The sequence below is a fragment of the Staphylococcus sp. EG-SA-10 genome (assembly GCF_017151945.1).
Classification (GTDB): Bacteria; Bacillota; Bacilli; order Staphylococcales; family Staphylococcaceae; genus Staphylococcus; species Staphylococcus aureus.
The window spans coordinates 116,447-136,581 of the sequence record NZ_JACVZJ010000003.1; the positions used below are offsets into that span (position 1 = coordinate 116,447).

General features: G+C 32.1%; 20 protein-coding genes. 8 read left to right on the plus strand and 12 right to left on the minus strand.

Features of this window, described 5'->3' with window-relative positions:
• Positions 1-36: 36 nt before the first annotated feature.
• Positions 37-1,851, minus strand: coding sequence for an oligoendopeptidase F (gene pepF / locus IDG45_RS04070; protein ID WP_000077560.1), 1,815 nt, complete (start codon positions 1,849-1,851; stop codon positions 37-39).
• 204 nt (positions 1,852-2,055) lie between these two features.
• Here pepF and IDG45_RS04075 point away from each other — a divergent pair, with 204 nt between their 5' ends.
• From IDG45_RS04075 to IDG45_RS04105, 7 genes are all read left to right on the plus strand, one after another.
• Positions 2,056-2,400 (plus strand): 6TM ABC transporter family protein, encoded by a 345-nt coding sequence (locus IDG45_RS04075; RefSeq protein WP_000171798.1) that lies wholly within the window; start codon positions 2,056-2,058, stop codon positions 2,398-2,400.
• Positions 2,348-2,533: a hypothetical protein gene (locus IDG45_RS04080; RefSeq protein WP_031927640.1), complete on the plus strand. Its 186-nt coding sequence runs from the start codon at positions 2,348-2,350 to the stop codon at positions 2,531-2,533. The genes IDG45_RS04075 and IDG45_RS04080 overlap by 53 nt, the downstream gene beginning before the upstream one ends.
• A gap of 171 nt (positions 2,534-2,704) precedes the next feature.
• Positions 2,705-3,691, plus strand: a complete 987-nt coding sequence (gene nikB / locus IDG45_RS04085) for a nickel ABC transporter permease (protein WP_000469939.1) — start codon at positions 2,705-2,707, stop codon at positions 3,689-3,691.
• Positions 3,684-4,514 (plus strand): nickel transporter permease, encoded by an 831-nt coding sequence (nikC, locus tag IDG45_RS04090; protein ID WP_000548923.1) that lies wholly within the window; start codon positions 3,684-3,686, stop codon positions 4,512-4,514. Before nikB ends, nikC begins: the two co-directional genes overlap by 8 nt.
• Positions 4,501-5,274 carry an ATP-binding cassette domain-containing protein gene (locus IDG45_RS04095; RefSeq protein ID WP_000052322.1) on the plus strand — a complete coding sequence of 258 codons (774 nt, stop codon included), beginning with the start codon at positions 4,501-4,503 and terminating at the stop codon, positions 5,272-5,274. The genes nikC and IDG45_RS04095 overlap by 14 nt, the downstream gene beginning before the upstream one ends.
• Positions 5,267-5,968, plus strand: coding sequence for an ABC transporter ATP-binding protein (locus IDG45_RS04100; RefSeq protein ID WP_000571246.1), 702 nt, complete (start codon positions 5,267-5,269; stop codon positions 5,966-5,968). The genes IDG45_RS04095 and IDG45_RS04100 overlap by 8 nt, the downstream gene beginning before the upstream one ends.
• A gap of 123 nt (positions 5,969-6,091) precedes the next feature.
• Positions 6,092-6,565 (plus strand): SWIM zinc finger family protein, encoded by a 474-nt coding sequence (locus tag IDG45_RS04105; protein ID WP_000523661.1) that lies wholly within the window; start codon positions 6,092-6,094, stop codon positions 6,563-6,565.
• A 47-nt stretch (positions 6,566-6,612) separates the two neighbouring features.
• On the opposite strand, the gene IDG45_RS04110 is transcribed toward IDG45_RS04105, so the two are convergent.
• From IDG45_RS04110 to IDG45_RS04160, 11 genes are all read right to left on the minus strand, one after another.
• Positions 6,613-7,380, minus strand: coding sequence for a Cof-type HAD-IIB family hydrolase (locus IDG45_RS04110; protein ID WP_001213014.1), 768 nt, complete (start codon positions 7,378-7,380; stop codon positions 6,613-6,615).
• A gap of 678 nt (positions 7,381-8,058) precedes the next feature.
• Positions 8,059-9,318, minus strand: coding sequence for a glycine glycyltransferase FemB (femB, locus tag IDG45_RS04115; RefSeq protein ID WP_000673098.1), 1,260 nt, complete (start codon positions 9,316-9,318; stop codon positions 8,059-8,061).
• 18 nt (positions 9,319-9,336) lie between these two features.
• Positions 9,337-10,599 (minus strand): glycine glycyltransferase FemA, encoded by a 1,263-nt coding sequence (femA, locus tag IDG45_RS04120; protein WP_000673305.1) that lies wholly within the window; start codon positions 10,597-10,599, stop codon positions 9,337-9,339.
• Positions 10,600-10,920: 321 nt separating this feature from the next.
• Complete coding sequence (trpA, locus tag IDG45_RS04125; protein WP_000163614.1) at positions 10,921-11,649, minus strand: tryptophan synthase subunit alpha; 729 nt, start codon at positions 11,647-11,649, stop codon at positions 10,921-10,923.
• On the minus strand, positions 11,642-12,856 hold the full coding sequence (gene trpB / locus IDG45_RS04130) for a tryptophan synthase subunit beta (RefSeq protein ID WP_001041340.1): 1,215 nt from the start codon (positions 12,854-12,856) through the stop codon (positions 11,642-11,644). Before trpB ends, trpA begins: the two co-directional genes overlap by 8 nt.
• On the minus strand, positions 12,849-13,481 hold the full coding sequence (locus IDG45_RS04135; protein ID WP_000768197.1) for a phosphoribosylanthranilate isomerase: 633 nt from the start codon (positions 13,479-13,481) through the stop codon (positions 12,849-12,851). Before IDG45_RS04135 ends, trpB begins: the two co-directional genes overlap by 8 nt.
• Positions 13,481-14,263 carry an indole-3-glycerol phosphate synthase TrpC gene (trpC, locus tag IDG45_RS04140; RefSeq protein ID WP_000153609.1) on the minus strand — a complete coding sequence of 261 codons (783 nt, stop codon included), beginning with the start codon at positions 14,261-14,263 and terminating at the stop codon, positions 13,481-13,483. Before trpC ends, IDG45_RS04135 begins: the two co-directional genes overlap by 1 nt.
• A 1-nt stretch (position 14,264) precedes the next feature.
• Entirely contained in the window at positions 14,265-15,263 is a 999-nt protein-coding gene (trpD, locus tag IDG45_RS04145) for an anthranilate phosphoribosyltransferase (protein WP_000173840.1), read from the minus strand.
• A gap of 5 nt (positions 15,264-15,268) precedes the next feature.
• Positions 15,269-15,835: an anthranilate synthase component II gene (locus IDG45_RS04150; RefSeq protein ID WP_000604807.1), complete on the minus strand. Its 567-nt coding sequence runs from the start codon at positions 15,833-15,835 to the stop codon at positions 15,269-15,271.
• Positions 15,832-17,238, minus strand: coding sequence for an anthranilate synthase component I (locus tag IDG45_RS04155; protein WP_031927637.1), 1,407 nt, complete (start codon positions 17,236-17,238; stop codon positions 15,832-15,834). Before IDG45_RS04155 ends, IDG45_RS04150 begins: the two co-directional genes overlap by 4 nt.
• 492 nt (positions 17,239-17,730) lie before the next feature.
• The gene (locus IDG45_RS04160; protein WP_000433368.1) at positions 17,731-18,762 is read right to left on the minus strand and encodes a M42 family metallopeptidase; all 1,032 of its coding nucleotides are present in this window, start codon (positions 18,760-18,762) and stop codon (positions 17,731-17,733) included.
• Between the two features lie 164 nt (positions 18,763-18,926).
• Here IDG45_RS04160 and IDG45_RS04165 point away from each other — a divergent pair, with 164 nt between their 5' ends.
• Complete coding sequence (locus IDG45_RS04165; RefSeq protein ID WP_000214293.1) at positions 18,927-20,018, plus strand: prephenate dehydrogenase; 1,092 nt, start codon at positions 18,927-18,929, stop codon at positions 20,016-20,018.
• The last annotated feature ends 117 nt before the right edge of the window (positions 20,019-20,135 follow it).

Here is a 20,135-nt window from a genome sequence, read left to right on the forward strand (position 1 = left end):
TGGTTTATATTGTTCTACTATAAATTGTCTCGCATCTTAGTTATTTGCTTGCTCAATTTCATCTGTTAATTTTTCAACTTCATCCACTAAATCAGAAATATACTGAATTGTAGATTTAAGTGGCTGTTCTGTAGTAATGTCTACACCCGCAATGTTTGCAAGTTCGACAGGTGATACACTACCACCTTTTTTCAATGTTTCTAACCAAGCATCAACAGCTGGTTGGCCTTCATTTTTAATCTTTTGAGAAACGACAGTTCCGATTGTTAAGCCAGCAGAATACGTATACGAATATAATCCCATATAGTAATGAGGTTGACGCATCCATGTTAATTCAGCACCCTCAGTCATGTCTACTGCATCTCCGAAAAATTGTTTATAAACATTTAGCATTATTTCATTTAATGTCGGCGCATTTAAAGATTCACCTTGATCTACTTTGTGATACACTTCACGTTGATAAGCAGCTTCTAATAAATGGGTAACCATATTATGATAATATGTTCTAGATAAAATTGAGCCAATAACCCAACGCTTAAATCTTGGATTATCACTTGTGTTAAATAAATAATTGGCCATCAACATTTCATTCATTGTAGAAGGGGCTTCAACAAAGTACATTGATGCTTCTGATTCAAGATATGGTTGATGTTTTTGAGCTAATGTAAAATGACCTGCATGACCTAATTCATGTGCTAAGACAAATGCTTCAGCCATTTTACCAGTCCAAGAAATGAACACATATGAATGTGTAAAGTATGGACTTGCACAAAATGCGCCTGTATCTTTACCTTTATTTTGTGCAAAATCAATCCATCGCTGATCGTATGCTTCACGTAACATGTTTGTATAGTCATCACCTAAAACACTTAACGCACCGAAAATATAATTTTTTGAGTCTTCAATTGAAATCTCTGGTTCATAATCAGGGTCTACAGAAATCTTCAAGTCTTCAAAACGCATGTTATCTAATCCGTGAATACGTTGTAAAAGTTTAGCATATTTCTGCATAACTGGTGCCAAGTCACGCATAATCATATCGATTTGACGGTCAAACATATCACGCGTTACTTCTTGACTATGTAATAAATAATCGATGACCGATTCAAATCCACGTAAATCAGCTTCAATTTTTTCTTGTTGTACTTGCATATTATATGTTGCCGCGGTAGTATGCTGATATTTTCGAATCCCATCGCTAAACGATTTGAAACTTTTACGTCTAAACTCAGGATTTTTATTATCTTCATAATCATTTTCAAACGTAGCATAGTCGACAGGGTACGTTGTACCATCATGTTCAAATGAATCGAATGTAATATCTAGCATTTTTGTCGTGCCGTATAAATCGTAAGGACTGTTTAGCGTAGGTGATAAAGTTGCTAATACTTGTTCTACCGACGCAGATAATTGGAATGGCTTTTGTTTAATTAACTGTTTAATATAGTGTTGATATGGACATGCTTCTTCTAATTGTTGAAGTATTTCTTCTGGTAATTCAAGTATTTCTGACTCTACAAATGATAATTGGCTAACAATTTTGCCGTATGTAGTAGATAATTTAGCGCTCAATACTTGTGCCTCAATATTACTAGTATCTACACTTAAACGTAGTTCTGCATAATTACTTAAGCGATCTAAGGCAATTAAAATATTTTCTAATTCAGCTAAAGCAGTATTAATTTGTTCGATTGAATTTAATGTTGTTGCATATGTATGATGAAATTGATTTGCTTGTTGTACTAGAGCGTCAATACTTTCATAATATTGTTGATCATCTTTAAATAAGTCTACTAAATCCCATGTTTCTGAAACAGGAACATCTTCTCTTAAAGGTAAACCTTGAGACATATAATCACTCCTTTGGTATAATACATTCATTATACATAATTTTATCTCGCAAACGATAATGTTACGATTTCCATGTCGCAAGGAACAATGTTTTTTCTAATAGTAGATAGAATATTGCTTGAAACTGACTGCTATTGTTTAAGTTTTTAAAAATTTATAATAAAATGTATACAAGGAAAGTAATGAAATAAAAGGAGAATGAATATGACATTATTCGATATGCCTAATTATTTATGGATCACAACATTAATAATGATTTTATTAACAATATTCTGTTGCTTAGTTTTAAATAAATGGTTTGTATCTGCAGTAATTACATTTGTTATATTAGGTGTGCTTGCATTTTTTATTCCAAATTTTCAAGATATAAAATATCAACCATTATTAGGATACGCTGCATTTTTAGCGATCATGAGTTTATTAATTAGTTTTCTATTATGGTATTTTACTAGAAATTGGCGTAAAGAAAGAAAAGCGCGTAAATTAGAAAAGCAAATTGAAAAATACGGCTATGAAGGCGCTGAACTTCGCCGTAAAGATAAAAAATAATATTCGACAACTATATGCACAAAATCATCGACTTTTAAGTTACACTGCAGTAACAATTATTTCGAAAGAGATGGAATACAGTGCTATAGTTGTTTTTGTTTTGACTTTTTTATATTTTACATGGTTGACTTGATTCAAAATATTATATTTTATAATGATTTTGTTAAAAAAATTAAATATACTTCAATTTCTTTTTGGATAATACTATAATGAACGTTGGTTCTTAATATGTAAGTTGCATATACATGCGCCATTCTCATGTAAAAAGAAAGTGTTAGTAACTTACACAAGGAGGGGGACTATTATGTTCATAATAAAGTCTATGTTGTATAGACTGATGCATATGATAGTTGTTTTATTTGTTATTTCTACACTTACATTCATTTTAATGAAATTATCACCAGGCAATCCTGTTGATAAAATATTACATCTTGATGTAGCACAAGTGTCGACGGAACAAATAAATGCAACCAAAGATAAATTGGGATTAAATGATTCTTTATTGGTACAGTGGTGGCATTGGATGAATCATTTATTACATTTTAATTTAGGAAAAAGTTTTGAATCAAAAGAACCGGTAACACAGATATTATTCAACTATGCACCCATAACATTACTCATATCTTTTTCAACATTAGTAGTGTCGTTATGCATATCTATACCGCTCGGCATTATATCAGCCAAACGATTTCATAAGTTATCTGACAAAGTGATTAGAGTGATCTCAACTCTATCAATTAGTTTACCAGCGTTCTTTATCGGTATTATTTTATTATTTATTGTCACAAATTTAATGAATATAGATAGCGTTATACTAAGTCAGTTTGTATTGCCTGTATTCACGCTATCTTTAGGTATGTGTGCATACATCATTCGTTTAGTGCGCTCTAATTTATTGACGTTATTGCAAAGTAATATCGTACAAGCATCAAGATTACGAGGTATGAATGAACGTTATATTTTAATTCATGATTTACTAAAACCAACAATTTTACCGATTATCCCATTATTAGGGATTTCACTTGGTAGTCTAATAGGTGGTACTGTAGTGATTGAAAATTTATTTGATATACCTGGTATTGGTTATCTATTAATGGATAGTATTAAATCTCGAGATTATCTTGTTATTCAAGGATGCGTGTTATTTATTGGCTTCTTCGTTGTTATTATTAATACGATTGCTGATTTATTGACGTTATTACTTGATCCGAAGCAGCGTTTACAATTAGGAAATCCAAAAAACAAAACCAATACACCATTGATATCAGAAAGTAGTGACCGTCATGCATAAAATATTTTCAAAGAATAACCTTATCTTTTTTGTATTCGGCGCATTTATATTTATGATGATTGTACTACAATTCTTTGTCAGTAGTGAAAATGCAACCAAAGTCAATTTATCACAAACTTTTGAACCTATTAGTTGGTTGCATTTATTAGGAACTGATGATTATGGGAGAGATTTATTTACCCGAATTATTATCGGTGCACGTTCAACATTGTTTGTTACTGTTTTAACATTAATAGCTATCGTTGTCATAGGTGTTACACTAGGTCTATTTGCAGGATATAAAAAGGGGTGGATTGAACGATTAGTGTTAAGGTTTATTGATGTTGGTCTAAGTATTCCAGAATTTATCATCATGATTGCTTTAGCAAGCTTTTTCCAACCATCTTTATGGAATTTAGTTATTTCAATTACAGTAATAAAATGGATGAATTACACAAGGTTGACTAGAAGTATAGTTAATAGCGAAATGAATAAGCCTTATATAAAAATGGCACAATTATTTCATGTACCTACAAGAACAATATTAATACGTCATTTAACACCTAAAATTATACCGGCTATTATCGTTGTGATGGTCGTTGATTTCGGTAAAATCATTCTATATATAAGTTCACTATCATTTATTGGGTTAGGTGCACAACCGCCAACACCAGAGTGGGGCGCTATGTTGCAACAAGGTCGTGATTTTATTTCGTCTCATCCAATTATGTTGATTGCACCTGCTTCAGTCATTGCTATAACTATTTTAATTTTTAATTTAACCGGTGATGCACTAAGAGATAGATTGCTGAAACAACGAGGTGAATATTATGAGTCTCATTGATATACAAAATTTAACAATAAAGAATACTAGTGAGAAATCACTTATTAAAGGGATTGATTTGAAAATTTTTAGTCAACAGATTAATGCCTTGATTGGAGAGAGCGGCGCTGGAAAAAGTTTGATTGCTAAAGCCTTACTTGAATATTTACCATTTGATTTAACCTGCACGTATGATTCGTACCAATTTGATGGGGAAAATGTTAGTAGATTGAGTCAATATTATGGTCATACAATTGGCTATATTTCTCAAAATTATGCAGAAAGTTTTAACGACCATACTAAATTAGGTAAACAGTTAACTGCGATTTATCGTAAGCATTATAAAAGCAGTAAAGAAGAGGCTTTGTCCAAAATTGACAAGGCTTTGTCGTGGGTTAATTTACAAAGCAAAGATATATTAAATAAATATAGTTTCCAACTTTCTGGGGGCCAACTTGAACGCGTATACATAGCAAGCGTTCTCATGTTGGAGCCTAAATTAATTATTGTAGACGAACCAGTTGCATCATTGGATGCTTTGAACGGTAATCAAGTGATGGATTTATTACAGCATATTGTATTAGAACATGGTCAAACATTATTTATTATCACACATAACTTAAGTCATGTATTGAAATATTGTCAGTACATTAATGTTTTAAAAGAAGGTCAAATCATTGAACAAGGCAATATTGATCATTTCAAGTATGAGCATTTGCATCCGTATACTAAACACCTAATTAAATATAGAACACAATTAAAGAGGGATTACTATGATTGAGTTAAAACATGTGACTTTTGGTTATAATAAAAAGCAGATGGTGCTACAAGATATCAATATTACTATACCCGATGGAGAAAATGTTGGTATTTTAGGCGAAAGTGGCTGTGGTAAAAGTACGCTCGCTTCATTGGTTCTTGGCTTATTTAAACTTGTTAAAGGAGAAATTTACTTAAGTGACAATGCTGTGTTACCAATTTTCCAACACCCTTTAACTAGCTTTAACCCTGATTGGACGATTGAGAACTCATTAAAAGAAGCGTTATATTATTACAGAGGCCTAACTGATAATACTGCTCAGGATCAATTATTAATACAACATTTATCTACTTTTGAGTTGAACGCGCAATTATTGACTAAATTACCAAGCGAAGTGAGTGGTGGACAATTACAAAGATTTAATGTCATGCGTTCGTTATTAGCACAGCCTCGCGTTTTAATATGTGATGAGATAACTTCTAATTTAGATGTTATAGCTGAACAAAATGTAATAAATATATTAAAAGCGCAAACGATTACGAACTTAAATCATTTTATCGTTATTTCTCATGATTTATCCGTGTTACAACGCTTAGTTAATAGAATTATCGTTCTTAAGGATGGCATGATAGTCGATGATTTTACAATAGAGGAATTATTTAATGTTGATAGACACCCTTATACAAAAGAATTAGTGCAAGCATTTTCATATTAGTTATTTAAGAATGCGATAATTCTAGACTTGTTATAAAATATATATAAATAAAGTATATTAATCTAGACACTTATCGATTTTATTTTCTATATTTAAAAATAATAATAAAAAGGAGTATCATTAATGGGATTACTTGATATTGCAAGTATTCGTTCTATAGAAAGAGGCTTTAATTATTATCAAAGTGAATGCGTCATTAACTTAAAATCATTTTCAGAAATGCAGCATGAGGCTGAAGTAAAGGGCAGTGGTAACAAAGTATATCGTTGTTATATTGATATGGAACATCCTAGAAAATCCAAATGTAATTGTCCTCATGCTGATGGAAGACGAGTGATATGTAAACATATGATTGCATTACTCTTTACAGCTAGTCCAGAAGCAGCAAATAAACATATAACCATGTTAAACGAAGTTGAAGAAGACTATCACTTACGCAGAAATATGTGGATTGATTCTCTTAAAGAAATGATTAATGATATGAGTGAAGAAGAACTCCGTGATGCATATTTAAACATGTTAATTGAACATGGAGAAATGGCAGAATTATTTGGATTAGATGAAGAGGACGAAATGTTCGAGGACGAATTTTATTAAAATAGCCCCTATCGATTGATAATGATTATCATTTGATAGGGGTGTTTTTATTTAAATGATTTTAAGACTTTGCAAATAGCTTGTGCATTATTATCGATGTGTTTGATTTTATCAAGTTTCAATATTGCGTGTGTGTATGCTTCTGATGGTCCTATAATATAGCCACTACTAGCATGTTGTAACATGACAATATCATTGTGGTCATTACCAAATGCTATATATTTTACATCTGCATCAAATATATATTGTAATGCAGTATATTTATTAATATTTTGCGCTGTTATATCAATGTTATACTCATTTGAATGGTGAATCATTTCTAATTCTTGATGGTATTTATTTAGCTCGTCTAATATAGTTGTAATTTGTGCCGCGTCTATATTTAATAAAATAATCTTGATTGGCGTGACGATATTTGCAACATCAATACAACTGGCCAGCTTATGTGGATCTAAACGCTCAAAAATAGCGTTCTCAGCGTCAAGTTGTGCAGCATAATTCCAATCATCATCAATAATATAATCTAACTCATACTTTTGAATTATTTTTAAGATATGATGATATGTATCTGTATGAATTGGTTTGATTACAGAAATCTTTGATTGATGTGAAATCATAGCACCATTTGCGCCAATTAATGTGAGCTGATGAAATACTGATGGTAAAACTGGCAACAAATCACGAATCGGACGTGCAGATGCAAATATAAGTTCATGACCAGCATGTTGTAATTGTAACAATGTATCAATAATAGTCTGGTCAATTAATCGGCCGTCAAAACAAAGCGTACCGTCAATATCAAAGACAAATCTCATCAAATCACTCCAAACAATATAATACCATGATTATAGCATAAGTAAGTTATGTGACGATATTAGATAATGATTATGATGTAGGGTACCTTTTGCGTTACAGACATATAACTTCCTATAATATATATTATGTAAACTAGAATATGAAATTCCATAAGGGGACTTATATAACTGTATGTTTGTATAGTGTTTATGTCAGTAAGCTAAATTTACATTCATGTTATGTTTCATTAAACCAATACTCATCACGTTTTGGTGCATATTAAATCTTTGTATCGATCATATATCTATCATCATTTTTATTTCTAATATAAAAACTGATTACTTTGATAGAATTTGTTACAGCAATCATTGCTCATGCATTTGATAAATTACAATGAGACAAATATGACATTTGATATCACGCACTTGCACACACACACATATATAATCAGACATAAATTGTTATGCTAAGATTTATTCACCAAAAATATAATACATATTGACTTGTTTTGAGTCATATTGAATGAATTAAAACGTATACTCAACTCAATCATTTATAAATAGGTTGTGCAATGCATATTTATATTTATTGCAATCACTTGTTAAACTTGTCATTTAATATATCATTAGAGGCTTTATTAAAAAGCATAAAAAAGAGCCTATAGTATCAATAACTATAAGCCCTAACATCATTTACATCTATTTCTTTAATTTTTTACGTAATTTATCCAATGTTGTGAACAACCAATATTTCACTTTATGAATTGGTTTATAGAAATCCCCTATTAATTCTTCGATTTGTACATTAAATCCACGTTTAAAGCGGTATACGCCATAATCTTCACTGTTTTCCGTAAAATCACCTGATAAACCATAGAAATTATAACGATCATAACCATTATCGAAGCAATAGTTAATCATAAACCAATGCATCATGTATGGTCCCATAAATTGATTATATTTTTCTGATGAACCCCCAGAGAAATAATTCACTTCATATGCATTTGCAAAATAAACGCCAGAAGCAAGGTTTAGAATTGGGCCGTCCGTTTTGCTCAATTCACTTGCATTTAATAATTCATGCTGATCATGATCAATTTGCTTATCTAATTCTGCAATTTTCTTCATTTGTTTATCTGATTTGTTTTCTTTCGCCATCATTTGATCACGACGATTTTCTTTGTCATTCAATTCCTGTTGCAACTTTAACACATATTCATCAAGGTCAATATATGCTAATGGTACTAATACTTTATCTCCATATGTGTCAATAAAGTTATAAAAATAATCATCTGTTTTTGAAACAAATCCAGCACGCTCTTCAGTTTCGCGATATAAATCTAGGAAAAGATTGAACTCATCACGTTCAAGGAATCTTACTTTAACACCATAGTTTATCGCTTTATTAATATTACGTTTACGTTGACTATCAAATGTCTTTTTCAATGTTTCAGGTGTTTTACCTTCAAGGTTTAATACGCCCATCCATCGTACTTGGCTCGATGTATCATACTCAGTTGTAAAGCCATGATGTTCGTAACCATGCGATTTAAACAAGTTTACTAAGGCATCATTTTTCTCGCGACCTTCAAATGGCACGATATCTTTATCATATAGATGATATAACCAATACGGATCTAATTTAACATATAAACATTGATGTTGCTGTAAATATTTATCTAACTCTTTTAAATAATAATCAACTAAACCTAAATCTGAAAAATCCATTACTGGACCACGATTCGAATAGTAAACATAACTTCCCATAGTAGGAATTTTAGAGAAAAGGCTTGCTGCAATTACTTTGTTATTGTCGTCTTTAATACCTAATAAAACTACTTCAAAGCCATCATTCTCACGGGTAACTATATTTTCTTTTACTTGGAAGTAATGACTTTCCAATGATGGATTTTGTACAAAGTTGTCAAATTCGGTAACAGTTAACTCTGTAAATTTCATGTTTTGATAATTCCCTTCCTAAAAAATTCTGTCTTTAACTTTTTTAAGTGCGGTATATGCTGCGTAAACAGGTTTATTAATTGGTTTAATAAAGTCACCAACATATTCAATAATTTCAGCATTGTAACCTTTTTTGAATTTAACTACACCAGCATCTTCAGCATCTTCTGTAAATTTACCACTAACACCATAGAAATTATAACGGTCAATGCCATGATTTAATGCATAATTAATCATTTCCCATTGCACTGCATAACTTCCGGCAAAATGACGGAATGCATTTGATGTACCACCAGCATAATAAACAACTTCAAACGGATTGATAAAGAAGAAACCAGCAGAGATAGGTAATTCATTACCATGTTCTTCTTGTAGACGTTTACCTTCTTCAATCTTTTGCTCATTTGCATCAAGTTGTTGTTGTAAGTTATCTCGCTTGTTATGCGCTTTTTTGTTTTCAGGACGTTTTTCAATATCCTTTAATGCTTTATTTAAATCTTTATTTAAAATATCACGCTCTTCATTTAGTTCTTTAATATATTCATCAAAATTGATATACGCTAAAGGCACTAACACACGGTCTTTGTAATATTTTAAGCGATTGTAATAAAACTTGTCATCACGATCAGCAAAAGCTTTTGATTCTGACGTATCTTCCATAAATGATCTAAAAATTGGTAGTTCTTCTTCAGATAAATATCTTACTTTAACACCATTCTTTTTAACTTTTTTCGTGTTTCTTTTTCTAAGTCCATCCATATTTTTAATGATGTCATCTGCTGTTTTATCTTTTAAATCTAACACTGAGTGATAACGAATTTGTAGCACAGGATCAAATCCTTTATGGAATCCAGTATGTTCAAATCCTAAGTTACTCATTTTATCAAAGAACCAATCATTACCAGCATTACCTGTAATCTCGCCATCATGATTCAAGTATTGATATGGTAAATATGGATCGATATGTAGGTATAGACAACGATGTTTTTTAACATATTTTGATAATTCATTAAAGAAAAAGTGTACGAGTTCTTGATTTTCATAATCAATTACTGGACCGCGATTTGAATAAAAATACTTGAACACTTTCATAACAGGTACAGCAGTAAGTAAGCAAGCTGCAATGACCTCGTTATTATTGTTTTTTATTCCCACTAAATGTGTTTCAAAACCTTCAGCAAGCTTTAACTCATAGTGGCCAACAGTTTGCGTGAAATGACTGTATGGCATGCTATCTGTAAAGGCACCAAACTCTTTAGCTGTTAAATTTGTAAACTTCATTATCATTACTCCTATTTGTCTCTCGTTAATTAATTTCATTTCCGTATTTGCAGTTTTTCTATTTCCCCTCTGCAAATGTCAAAAATAATAAATCTAATCTAAATAAGTATACAATAGTTAATGTTAAAACTAAAACATAAACGCTTTAATTGCGTATACTTTTATAGTAATATTTAGATTTTTGCATACAATTTCAAAAAAAGTAATATGAACGTTTGGGTTTGCTCATATTACTTTTGAATCATTTCTATTCAATTTTATAATTCACCGTTTTTCACTTTTTCAAACAGTATTCGACTAATTTTTTTAAATCAAGTAAACTTAATTATTCAATGTTTGCTGGATAGATTGTAAATATTTAATGATTTCTTCACGCGTGTTAGATTTAAATCGTTTTACTATTTCACTACCAATAACGATACCATCTGCAACCTCTTTTATATCTGCAACATGTTGGGGTGTTCTTATACCAAATCCTGCGACAACTGGCACATTGGCTATCGCTTTAATTGACTCAATTTTTCGTTTTAATTCTGGGTGAAACGCACCGTTTTGTCCTGTTGTCGCATTCATCGTCACAGTATAAATAAACCCTTCCGCATGGGATACGATATCTTTTATACGTTTGTCATCAGTAGTCATCGCAACTAACGATATAATTTTGACGCCATAGTGACTAAATTGTTGTTTTAAACGCTGCGATAATTCAAATGGTAAATCAGGAATAATTAAGCCGTAGACACCGGTATCTCGACATTTTTCAAAAAACGCTTGTTCTCCATAATGACAAATAATATTATAATACGTCATTAATACATAATGACACTTAATTTGATTACCGTGTTTTTCTAATTGCTCGAAAATATAATCTATCGTTATGCCTTGTTTAATCGCTTGTTGACCTGCTTCCATGATAACTGGACCATCAGCAACCGGATCAGAGAAAGGTATACCAATTTCAATTATATCTGCACCATTTTCACTCAATAATGTTGCATTTTCAATCAAATCTTTATTGCCCATAATATAAGGTATAAATAATTTAGTCATTTGCAAGACCTCGCTCTGCCATATATTGTCTAATTGTTTCCATATCTTTATCGCCACGTCCAGAAATAGTTACTACAATAATATCTTCTTTCGACATCGTAGGCGCTAGTCTTTCAACATAACTCAGTGCATGTGCACTTTCAATTGCAGGTATAATACCTTCATGTTTTGTAAAGTTGATTAAAGCATTCATTGCTTGTGTATCACTTGCATTTTCAAAAGTTACTCTACCAATGTCGTGGTAATAAGAATGTTCTGGTCCAATACCAGGATAATCAAGTCCTGCTGAAATAGAATGTGCTAGTTGCACTTGCCCACCATCATCTTGAATTAAATACATTTTAGTACCATGTAATACGCCAGGTGATCCTTTGCCAATTGCAAGTGCATGTTTATCAGTATCCTCGCCTTGACCTGCGGCTTCAACACCGTATAACGCAACATCATCTTTAATAAATGGATAAAATGTACCGATTGCATTTGAGCCACCACCGATACATGCTACAATTGCATCCGGAAGTCGACCTTCTTTCTTCAATATCTGTGATTTTATTTCTTTACCAATCACACTCTGAAAATCTCTAACAATCGTTGGGAATGGGTCTGGACCTAATGCAGAACCTAATAAATAATGTGTGTCATCTACATGACTTACCCAATATTGCAATGCTTTATTAACTGCATCCGATAAAGTCCCTTGACCATCTTCAACTGCCACAACCTTTGCACCAAGTAATTCCATTCTAAATACATTAAGTTGTTGTCTTTTAATATCTTCACTTCCCATAAAGACAACAAGTTCCATATCAAATAATGCAGCAACCGTAGCACTAGCTACACCATGTTGACCCGCACCTGTTTCAGCAACAAGCTTCTTCTTGCCCATTCTTTTAGCAAGCAACGCTTGACCTAACGCATTATTAATTTTATGGGCGCCTGTATGATTTAGATCCTCTCGTTTCAAATATATTTTAGCGCCACCTAGGCTTTCAGTATATGATGCAGCATATGTAAGTGGCGTCGCGCGTCCTACATACTCTGATAAATAGTATTCCAGTTCTCTTTGAAACTCTGGGTCTGCTTTTGCCTCTTTATAAGCTTTTTTCAACTCAATAATTGCTGGCATTAATGTTTCTGGAACATATTGCCCTCCATATTCACCAAAGAAACCTAATTCATCTGCTTCTGTTTGTATTTGTTTATTCATTTTCTCTATCTCCTTTCACAATATTTACAATTGCAGTCATTTTTTCTATATCTTTTCGCCCATTTACTTCTATACCTGATGCAAGATCATAACCTTGATGTGATAATTTAAGTTGATTAACTGTTTGAATATTTTCAGAGTTAATGCCTCCTGCTATCAAGTAAGGTATATCTTTTATGTGCTTCAAAATAGTCCAGTCATATGTTTGACCGGTACCACCATACGACACTGAGGGTGTGTCGATAATAAATAAATCTACGAACCCTTTATATTTATTTATGTTTTGGATTATGTTTTCATCTGCAGCTAATGCTTTAGTAATTTTAATGCTTGAATACTTCTTTTTTATTTCCTGTATAAAATCAATAGATTCTCTGCCGTGTAACTGTATTGTGTTAATTGGCGTATTGCTTAATACGTGTTCAATAGTTGTTAAATCAGGATTTACCACGACACATACTTTGTCAATATGATTTGGAACAGCAGACGCTAACTTTTTTATTTGGGTAATTGTTTGATGCCTTTTGCTTTTTTCATAATGAATGAAACCTATCGCATCAACAGGTAATTGACTGGCCGCTGTAACATCCTTAATTGATGTAAAGCCACAAAATTTCAATTTCATCATGACTTCACCTTTTGCATTTTTAGTTGTGGTAAAAATTCAGATAGATTGTCACAACGCATAAGCGCCTCACCTATTAGTAAGCCATCGATACCACTATGCAAGATTTTTCTTACATCAGATGCATCGTGAATACCACTTTCAGAAATATAATAATGATTTGGTTTTTTATTTTCTAAAATAGTATTTGTATGTTCCACATTTGTGACAAATCGTTTTAAGTCCCTGTTATTTACACCAATCAATTTAGCATTAACCTTATAGGCACGTTCTAATTCATGGCGATCATGTACTTCAACTAACACTTCTAAATTTTGCGATATAGCGTAGTTATATAAATCTTTCAATTGTTTATCCGATAAGATGTTAACGATCAATAAAATCATAGATGCACCAGCTTGTTTAGCAACATCAATTTGAAGCGGATCTATAATAAAATCTTTGCATAATACGGGTAATGTTGTTTTTGTTGTCAATGCTTGTAATCTTTCAAAGCTCCCTCCAAAGTACTTTTCATCAGTTAAAATGGACACGGCATTTGCACCGTACTTTTCATAATCTGAGATTTGTTGCGATAAATCTCGTTCAGGTAAGTCATTAACTGTAGGACTCTTCGATTTAATTTCTGCAATAATTGCTAGCTTTGGTTCTTTCTCAATTGCGTTTATAAAAGATTTTTTATTCTGAATCTTCACACTTTTTAAGGTATTAAGTTTGTCTTGATAATAGCCATTTTGTAAAAGTGACTGTTTATATTCAACAATTTCTGCTAAAATCGTCATATTATTCACCTCTCATTTGATGGTATTTTTTCAAAGCTTCACCATTATCTATCAAAGTACTTGCGAGTTCTATGCCTTCTGCGATGGTATCCACTTTCTCTGCAACATAAAGGCTTAAACCTGCATTTAAGACAACCACATCACGTCGACTTGACTGATCTTTACCATTCAAGATATTAAGGGAGATTGTTAAATTTTCTTCAGGTGAACCACCTTTAAAATCGCTATTCGGCGCATGTTTCAAACCATAATCAGTCGCATTTAATGTGTAATTTTTGATTTCTCCATCTTCAGTCAATTCATATATCAAATTATCACCAGATAGTGTTGCTTCATCCATACCATTTGCACCATGTAAAACGATTGCACGTTTTCTGCCTAAATCTTTAATCGTTTTAGCAACTAACTTTAACTTTGTAGGATCAAAGACGCCTACCATTTGATACGTTAAGTGATATGGATTAATTAATGGACCCACAAGGTTTAATATTGTAGGCTTTCCAATCATTTTTCTAACTGGTTGCATATACTTCATGATTGGATATGATTCAGTTGCACCAATGAATACAAGGTCTTTTTCATTTAATTGGTTAGGTGTATCATCAACAGTTGTTGTTTGTATGTTCATTTGATTTAACAAATCCGTACTACCTGAATTTGAGGTAATACTTTTATTACCATGTTTAATGACTTTAACACCAGCACTTGCTACAACAAAAGCTACAGTTGTTGAAATGTTGAAACTATTTGACTTGTCACCACCTGTGCCGCACACACACATAGCCCCTTCATAACATGGTTGATGTGGATACATTGTATTAATTAAGCTACGTACAATATATGTTAATTCTTGTTGTTGGATTTCTCGCTCCGAATAGGAACTAAGTAATTCATATTTAATATCAGTTCCAATACTAGGAGAAATAAGTATATCGATTAGCTCTTTAATGTCGCTTTCAAGTAATATAGTTTCAGTTTTTATTCTTGTTAGTAATGTCATGGTTTTCATCCTTTCTTCACGTAATTAATAAAATTAGTAATTATTTTGACACCATAGTCTGTAGCAAATGATTCAGGATGGTACTGAATACCATAATGCGGTCTTTCTTTATGCTCGAATGATTGTATACAGTCTTCGGTACGTCCAGTAATTTTCAACGCTTCTGGAAAATTGTCAGGGTTACTTATTAATGAATGATATCTCATAATTGAAAACTGTTCTGGTACATCTTGATATAACACTTTGTGAGTATTTGAAGTGATACTTATAGTATCAACTTTGCCGTGCATAACCTTGTCGCCTTTAATGACTTCTCCACCGTAATAACAAGTCAGTGCTTGAGCACCTAGGCAAATACCTAAAATGGGTTTATCTTGATAGGATGAGATAATTTTCATTAACTGTTGGTCGTCTAATGGATGCCCAGGACCAGGAGATATAATAACAGCGTCCACCGATTGATTCAGCACATTATCATCATCAGGGTATTGAACAATGACGTCAGTATGTTGAGCAACAATATCCACTAGGTTATACGTAAAGGAATCATAATTATCTACAACTAAAATCATGGGCTCACCTCCAATAAGCTTTTAGCTTTCAATTTCGTTTCATTCAGTTCTTTTTCAGGAATAGAATCATATACAACGCCACAACCAGCTTCTACGTTGATATACTGCTCATCTATCATCATCGTTCGAATTGCTAATGCAAAATCTAAGTTATGATTACAATTTATGTATCCAACACCACCACTATAAACGCCACGTTTATGTGGATATTGTTCGTAAATTCTTTCGATTGCACGTAATTTTGGTGCACCTGAAACGGTACCTGTTGGTAATAAATTCGCAATAACTGTCATTGGCGATAAATTTTGATTTATTTCACCTGTGACTTCACTTACGATATGCATAACATGTTCATATTTTTCAATAACCATTAATTTAGTAATTTTTGAGGTGCCGATTTTACTTACTCTATGAATATCATTACGCCCTAAATCAACAAGCATACGATGTTCACTACATTCTTTAGGATCGTTAAGTAGTTGTTTCATATTCTCATTATCTATTTGTGTCGTCTCACCACGTTGAATCGTACCTGCAATAGGATTAGTTGTTACAATTTGATCTTTGACACTTACGAAACTTTCGGGAGAACTACCGACAATATAGGGTTTATCGATATTAAGATAATACATATATGGACTTGGGTTTTGTCGTTTTAAATTTTGATACAGTTGAAACGAAAGTTGATTTAAATGCTGATTAGCATGATGCGCATATTTGTAAATTCTTGATGGCACAACTTGGAACATATCCCCTTCTGCTATTTTCTCTTTGAAATACTGTATCATTTCGATAAATCTTTCTTCAGAAATGTTTGATTGAATTTCTTTAGTTTTAAAATCAAAATCTTGTGTAGGCATGAATGGTTGGATTTTAGTTAAGTCTTCGATTGACTTATTAACTCGATTCTCAAGATCTGATTTTGTTGAATTTGAAAATTGATTTGTCGCGATGATATATAACTCATCTTTGTAATGGTCAAATACATAAACTTGTTCAACCATATATAACCGTACATCGTGCTGCTTGTGATCTTCTAATTGTATTGATTGCAATTTAGGAAATTCATGTCTTACTAAATCAAAGCTACACGTCCCAACATATCCAGATATAAACGGTAATGACTTAAGTTGCTCATCTTGAATATTATGATAGTCTTCATTTATTTTAGTCGTTAAATAATGATACGGTCTTTCAGTGATTTGATACGACTCTTTTAAAGTGCTTACTGATAATACATTATTATCTAAAGTTAAAGTACCGTAGATATCAAATATCACTATAGAATAGCGACCCTTAGTTTGTTGTTGATTTGTACTTTCCAAAATGATCTTCTTGGAATGAAGTTGTGCTAAAACTTCAGGTGTTACATTTGCTTTTATTTTTTTATAGAATACATCCATTCTTTACGCTCCTTTCTAAAAAAACGTCAGCATCCTTATCAATATAAAGGACGCTGACGCGTGGTACCACCTAAATTAACCGAATATTCGAAATATTCATAGTTCACTCTTTACTATATATAATTTTTCTGTTGCAGACAAAACCCAATTTCATTAATCTCGGTGTTAGTTCACATCACCCACTAACTTTCTGTTGCTACCTTTAACTAACTACTACATTTTGTCTAAATAAAAAGACACCACATAACGCATATACCTGTAAGGACGCGTTACCGTGGTGCCACCTTAGTTAACATAATTCATGTTCACTTTCAAAACTCATTCAATTGTTTTCCAAAGTCCAATTCACAAGATATGGCGTGCTAATTCCCATCACCCATTAGCTTTCTATTTGCTACGTTTCATATCTGCTACTATTTCTTTAGAAAATTCTAATTATTTTTATAGTTCATTATATTACATAGGTCGTTCACATTTGTCAACACTAATTGTTTACTCAATTGGTGATAAGCAATATGCATATAGTAATTTCTCTGTCGCTTTAATAGAATCAATATGTGTTCGTTCCATTGCATGAGATGATTCAATGCCAGCGCCAAATAAACCATGTCTGATATCCGCACCAGCATGTAAAGCTGCTGAAGCATCTGAACCATAATATGGATATATGTCTACTTTATATGGAATATTATTTATTTTGCAAAGATTAACTAGGTGTGATTTCAATTGCTTATGATATGGACCTGAAGCATCTTTGGCACAAATAGAAACTGTATATTCATCGGATGCTTGACCGTCTCCCAACGCGCCCATATCTAATGCAATATATTCTTTGATTTTCGAATCAATTGATGCATTTGCACCGTAACCTATTTCTTCGTTATTAGAAATATAAAATTGTGTTGTATGTGGTAATATTATTTGCTCTTCTTTTAATTTCTTTAGTAATTGTAGTATCATCGCTACGCTAGCTTTATCATCTAAATGACGAGATTTAATAAAACCTGATGACGTGATAACTGTACGTGGATCAAAGCTAACAAAATCACCTACTGAAATACCTAAACTCTTTGTATCTTCTTCTGATGTAGTTACTTCATCAATTCTTATTTCCATATGCTTTTGGTCTCTAGGTATTTCATGATTATTTCTATATACATGAACACTTGTTTCATGCAGACAAATGGTTCCTGTATATATTTGACCAGCATCAGTTTTAATTTGGCAATATTCACCCTCAATCGCGTTATACGTGAATCCTCCAATTAATTCTATTGCTAAGCGACCATCTTCTTTAATTTCTTTAACCATTGCACCTAAAGTATCAACATGAGCAGTAATACAGCGTTGTACTTCATCATTTTTGCCTGGCACTGTTATTAATAACGCACCTTTATTTGTTAGTGTTGTTTGATAACCTAAGTCTTTTGCATATTTTTCGACAAATTGAATTGCTTCTTCTGTGTCTCCTGAAGGACTATTAATACCTGTTAATGTGTTAATCATTTCTAATATTGGTTCCATTGATTTACCCCTCCGTTGCCATTGTGTTACTATACTCTTTATTGTAGATGATTTATATCCGTTTATCTATTAATGCTATTATCGATTTTTATTTACTATTGCACTGTGTCAACAGCTCATTTACAATATTATTATTCTGAAAATTTCGAAATAAGGTGATTTATATGACAACAGTTTTATTTGTTGGGCTTGGATTAATTGGTGGAAGTCTTGCTAGCAATATAAAATACCATAACCCTAATACTAATATTATTGCATACGATGCAGATACTTCTCAGTTAGATAAAGCTAAATCAATCGGTATTATTAATGAAAAATATTTAAATTATAGTGAAGCTATTAAAAAAGCCGATGTAATTATTTATGCAACACCTGTTGCTATCACAAATAAATATCTTAGCGAGCTTATAGATATGCCAACTAAACCTGGTGTTATTGTTTCTGATACTGGTAGTACTAAAGCAATGATACAGCAACACGAATGCAATTTATTAAAACATAATATTCATTTAGTTAGTGGTCATCCAATGGCTGGTAGTCATAAATCTGGTGTACTAAATGCTAAAAAGCACTTATTCGAAAACGCTTATTATATTTTAGTCTACAATGAGCCAAGAAATGAGCAAGCAGCAAACACGTTAAAAGAACTGTTATCACCTACTCTTGCTAAATTTATTGTAACTACTGCTGAAGAACACGACTACGTAACAAGCGTCGTAAGTCATTTACCTCATATCGTTGCATCTAGTTTAGTTCATGTTAGTCAAAAGAACGGTCAAGAACATCATTTAGTCAATAAACTTGCAGCTGGTGGTTTTCGTGATATCACTCGTATAGCTAGTAGTAATGCACAAATGTGGAAAGATATCACCTTGAGTAATAAAACGTATATTTTAGAAATGATTCGACAGCTAAAAAGTCAGTTTCAAGATTTAGAAAGACTAATTGAAAGCAATGATTCTGAAAAATTGTTATCATTTTTTGCCGAAGCTAAATCATATCGTGACGCACTGCCCGCTAAACAACTAGGCGGACTAAATACTGCGTATGATCTATATGTAGATATTCCGGATGAATCAGGTATGATAAGCAAAGTGACTTATATCCTGAGTTTACATAATATATCTATAAGCAACTTAAGAATCTTAGAAGTACGCGAAGATATATACGGTGCTTTAAAAATTAGTTTCAAAAATCCTACTGACCGAGAACGCGGTATGCAAGCATTGAGTGATTTTGATTGTTATATCCAATAATTATTAAGTCTCTTTTGATAAATTCCATGTATTCTTAGATATTATTGTGAAAATCTATTGTGATATATGAAATATTTATCTTTAGAGACTTATTTTATACGAATCACAGTTATATAT

Excerpts from the sequence above, each read along its gene's own strand:
- pepF (WP_000077560.1), bottom strand. The coding sequence starts at position 1,851 with ATGTCTCAAGGTTTACCTTTAAGAGAAGATGTTCCTGTTTCAGAAACA.
- IDG45_RS04075 (WP_000171798.1), top strand. The coding sequence starts at position 2,056 with ATGACATTATTCGATATGCCTAATTATTTATGGATCACAACATTAATA.
- nikB (WP_000469939.1), top strand. The coding sequence starts at position 2,705 with ATGTTCATAATAAAGTCTATGTTGTATAGACTGATGCATATGATAGTT.
- nikC (WP_000548923.1), top strand. The coding sequence starts at position 3,684 with ATGCATAAAATATTTTCAAAGAATAACCTTATCTTTTTTGTATTCGGC.
- IDG45_RS04095 (WP_000052322.1), top strand. The coding sequence starts at position 4,501 with ATGAGTCTCATTGATATACAAAATTTAACAATAAAGAATACTAGTGAG.
- IDG45_RS04100 (WP_000571246.1), top strand. The coding sequence starts at position 5,267 with ATGATTGAGTTAAAACATGTGACTTTTGGTTATAATAAAAAGCAGATG.
- IDG45_RS04105 (WP_000523661.1), top strand. The coding sequence starts at position 6,092 with ATGGGATTACTTGATATTGCAAGTATTCGTTCTATAGAAAGAGGCTTT.
- IDG45_RS04110 (WP_001213014.1), bottom strand. The coding sequence starts at position 7,380 with ATGAGATTTGTCTTTGATATTGACGGTACGCTTTGTTTTGACGGCCGA.
- femB (WP_000673098.1), bottom strand. The coding sequence starts at position 9,318 with ATGAAATTTACAGAGTTAACTGTTACCGAATTTGACAACTTTGTACAA.
- femA (WP_000673305.1), bottom strand. The coding sequence starts at position 10,599 with ATGAAGTTTACAAATTTAACAGCTAAAGAGTTTGGTGCCTTTACAGAT.
- trpA (WP_000163614.1), bottom strand. The coding sequence starts at position 11,649 with ATGACTAAATTATTTATACCTTATATTATGGGCAATAAAGATTTGATT.
- trpB (WP_001041340.1), bottom strand. The coding sequence starts at position 12,856 with ATGAATAAACAAATACAAACAGAAGCAGATGAATTAGGTTTCTTTGGT.
- IDG45_RS04135 (WP_000768197.1), bottom strand. The coding sequence starts at position 13,481 with ATGAAATTGAAATTTTGTGGCTTTACATCAATTAAGGATGTTACAGCG.
- trpC (WP_000153609.1), bottom strand. The coding sequence starts at position 14,263 with ATGACGATTTTAGCAGAAATTGTTGAATATAAACAGTCACTTTTACAA.
- trpD (WP_000173840.1), bottom strand. The coding sequence starts at position 15,263 with ATGACATTACTAACAAGAATAAAAACTGAAACTATATTACTTGAAAGC.
- IDG45_RS04150 (WP_000604807.1), bottom strand. The coding sequence starts at position 15,835 with ATGATTTTAGTTGTAGATAATTATGATTCCTTTACGTATAACCTAGTG.
- IDG45_RS04155 (WP_031927637.1), bottom strand. The coding sequence starts at position 17,238 with ATGGATGTATTCTATAAAAAAATAAAAGCAAATGTAACACCTGAAGTT.
- IDG45_RS04160 (WP_000433368.1), bottom strand. The coding sequence starts at position 18,762 with ATGGAACCAATATTAGAAATGATTAACACATTAACAGGTATTAATAGT.
- IDG45_RS04165 (WP_000214293.1), top strand. The coding sequence starts at position 18,927 with ATGACAACAGTTTTATTTGTTGGGCTTGGATTAATTGGTGGAAGTCTT.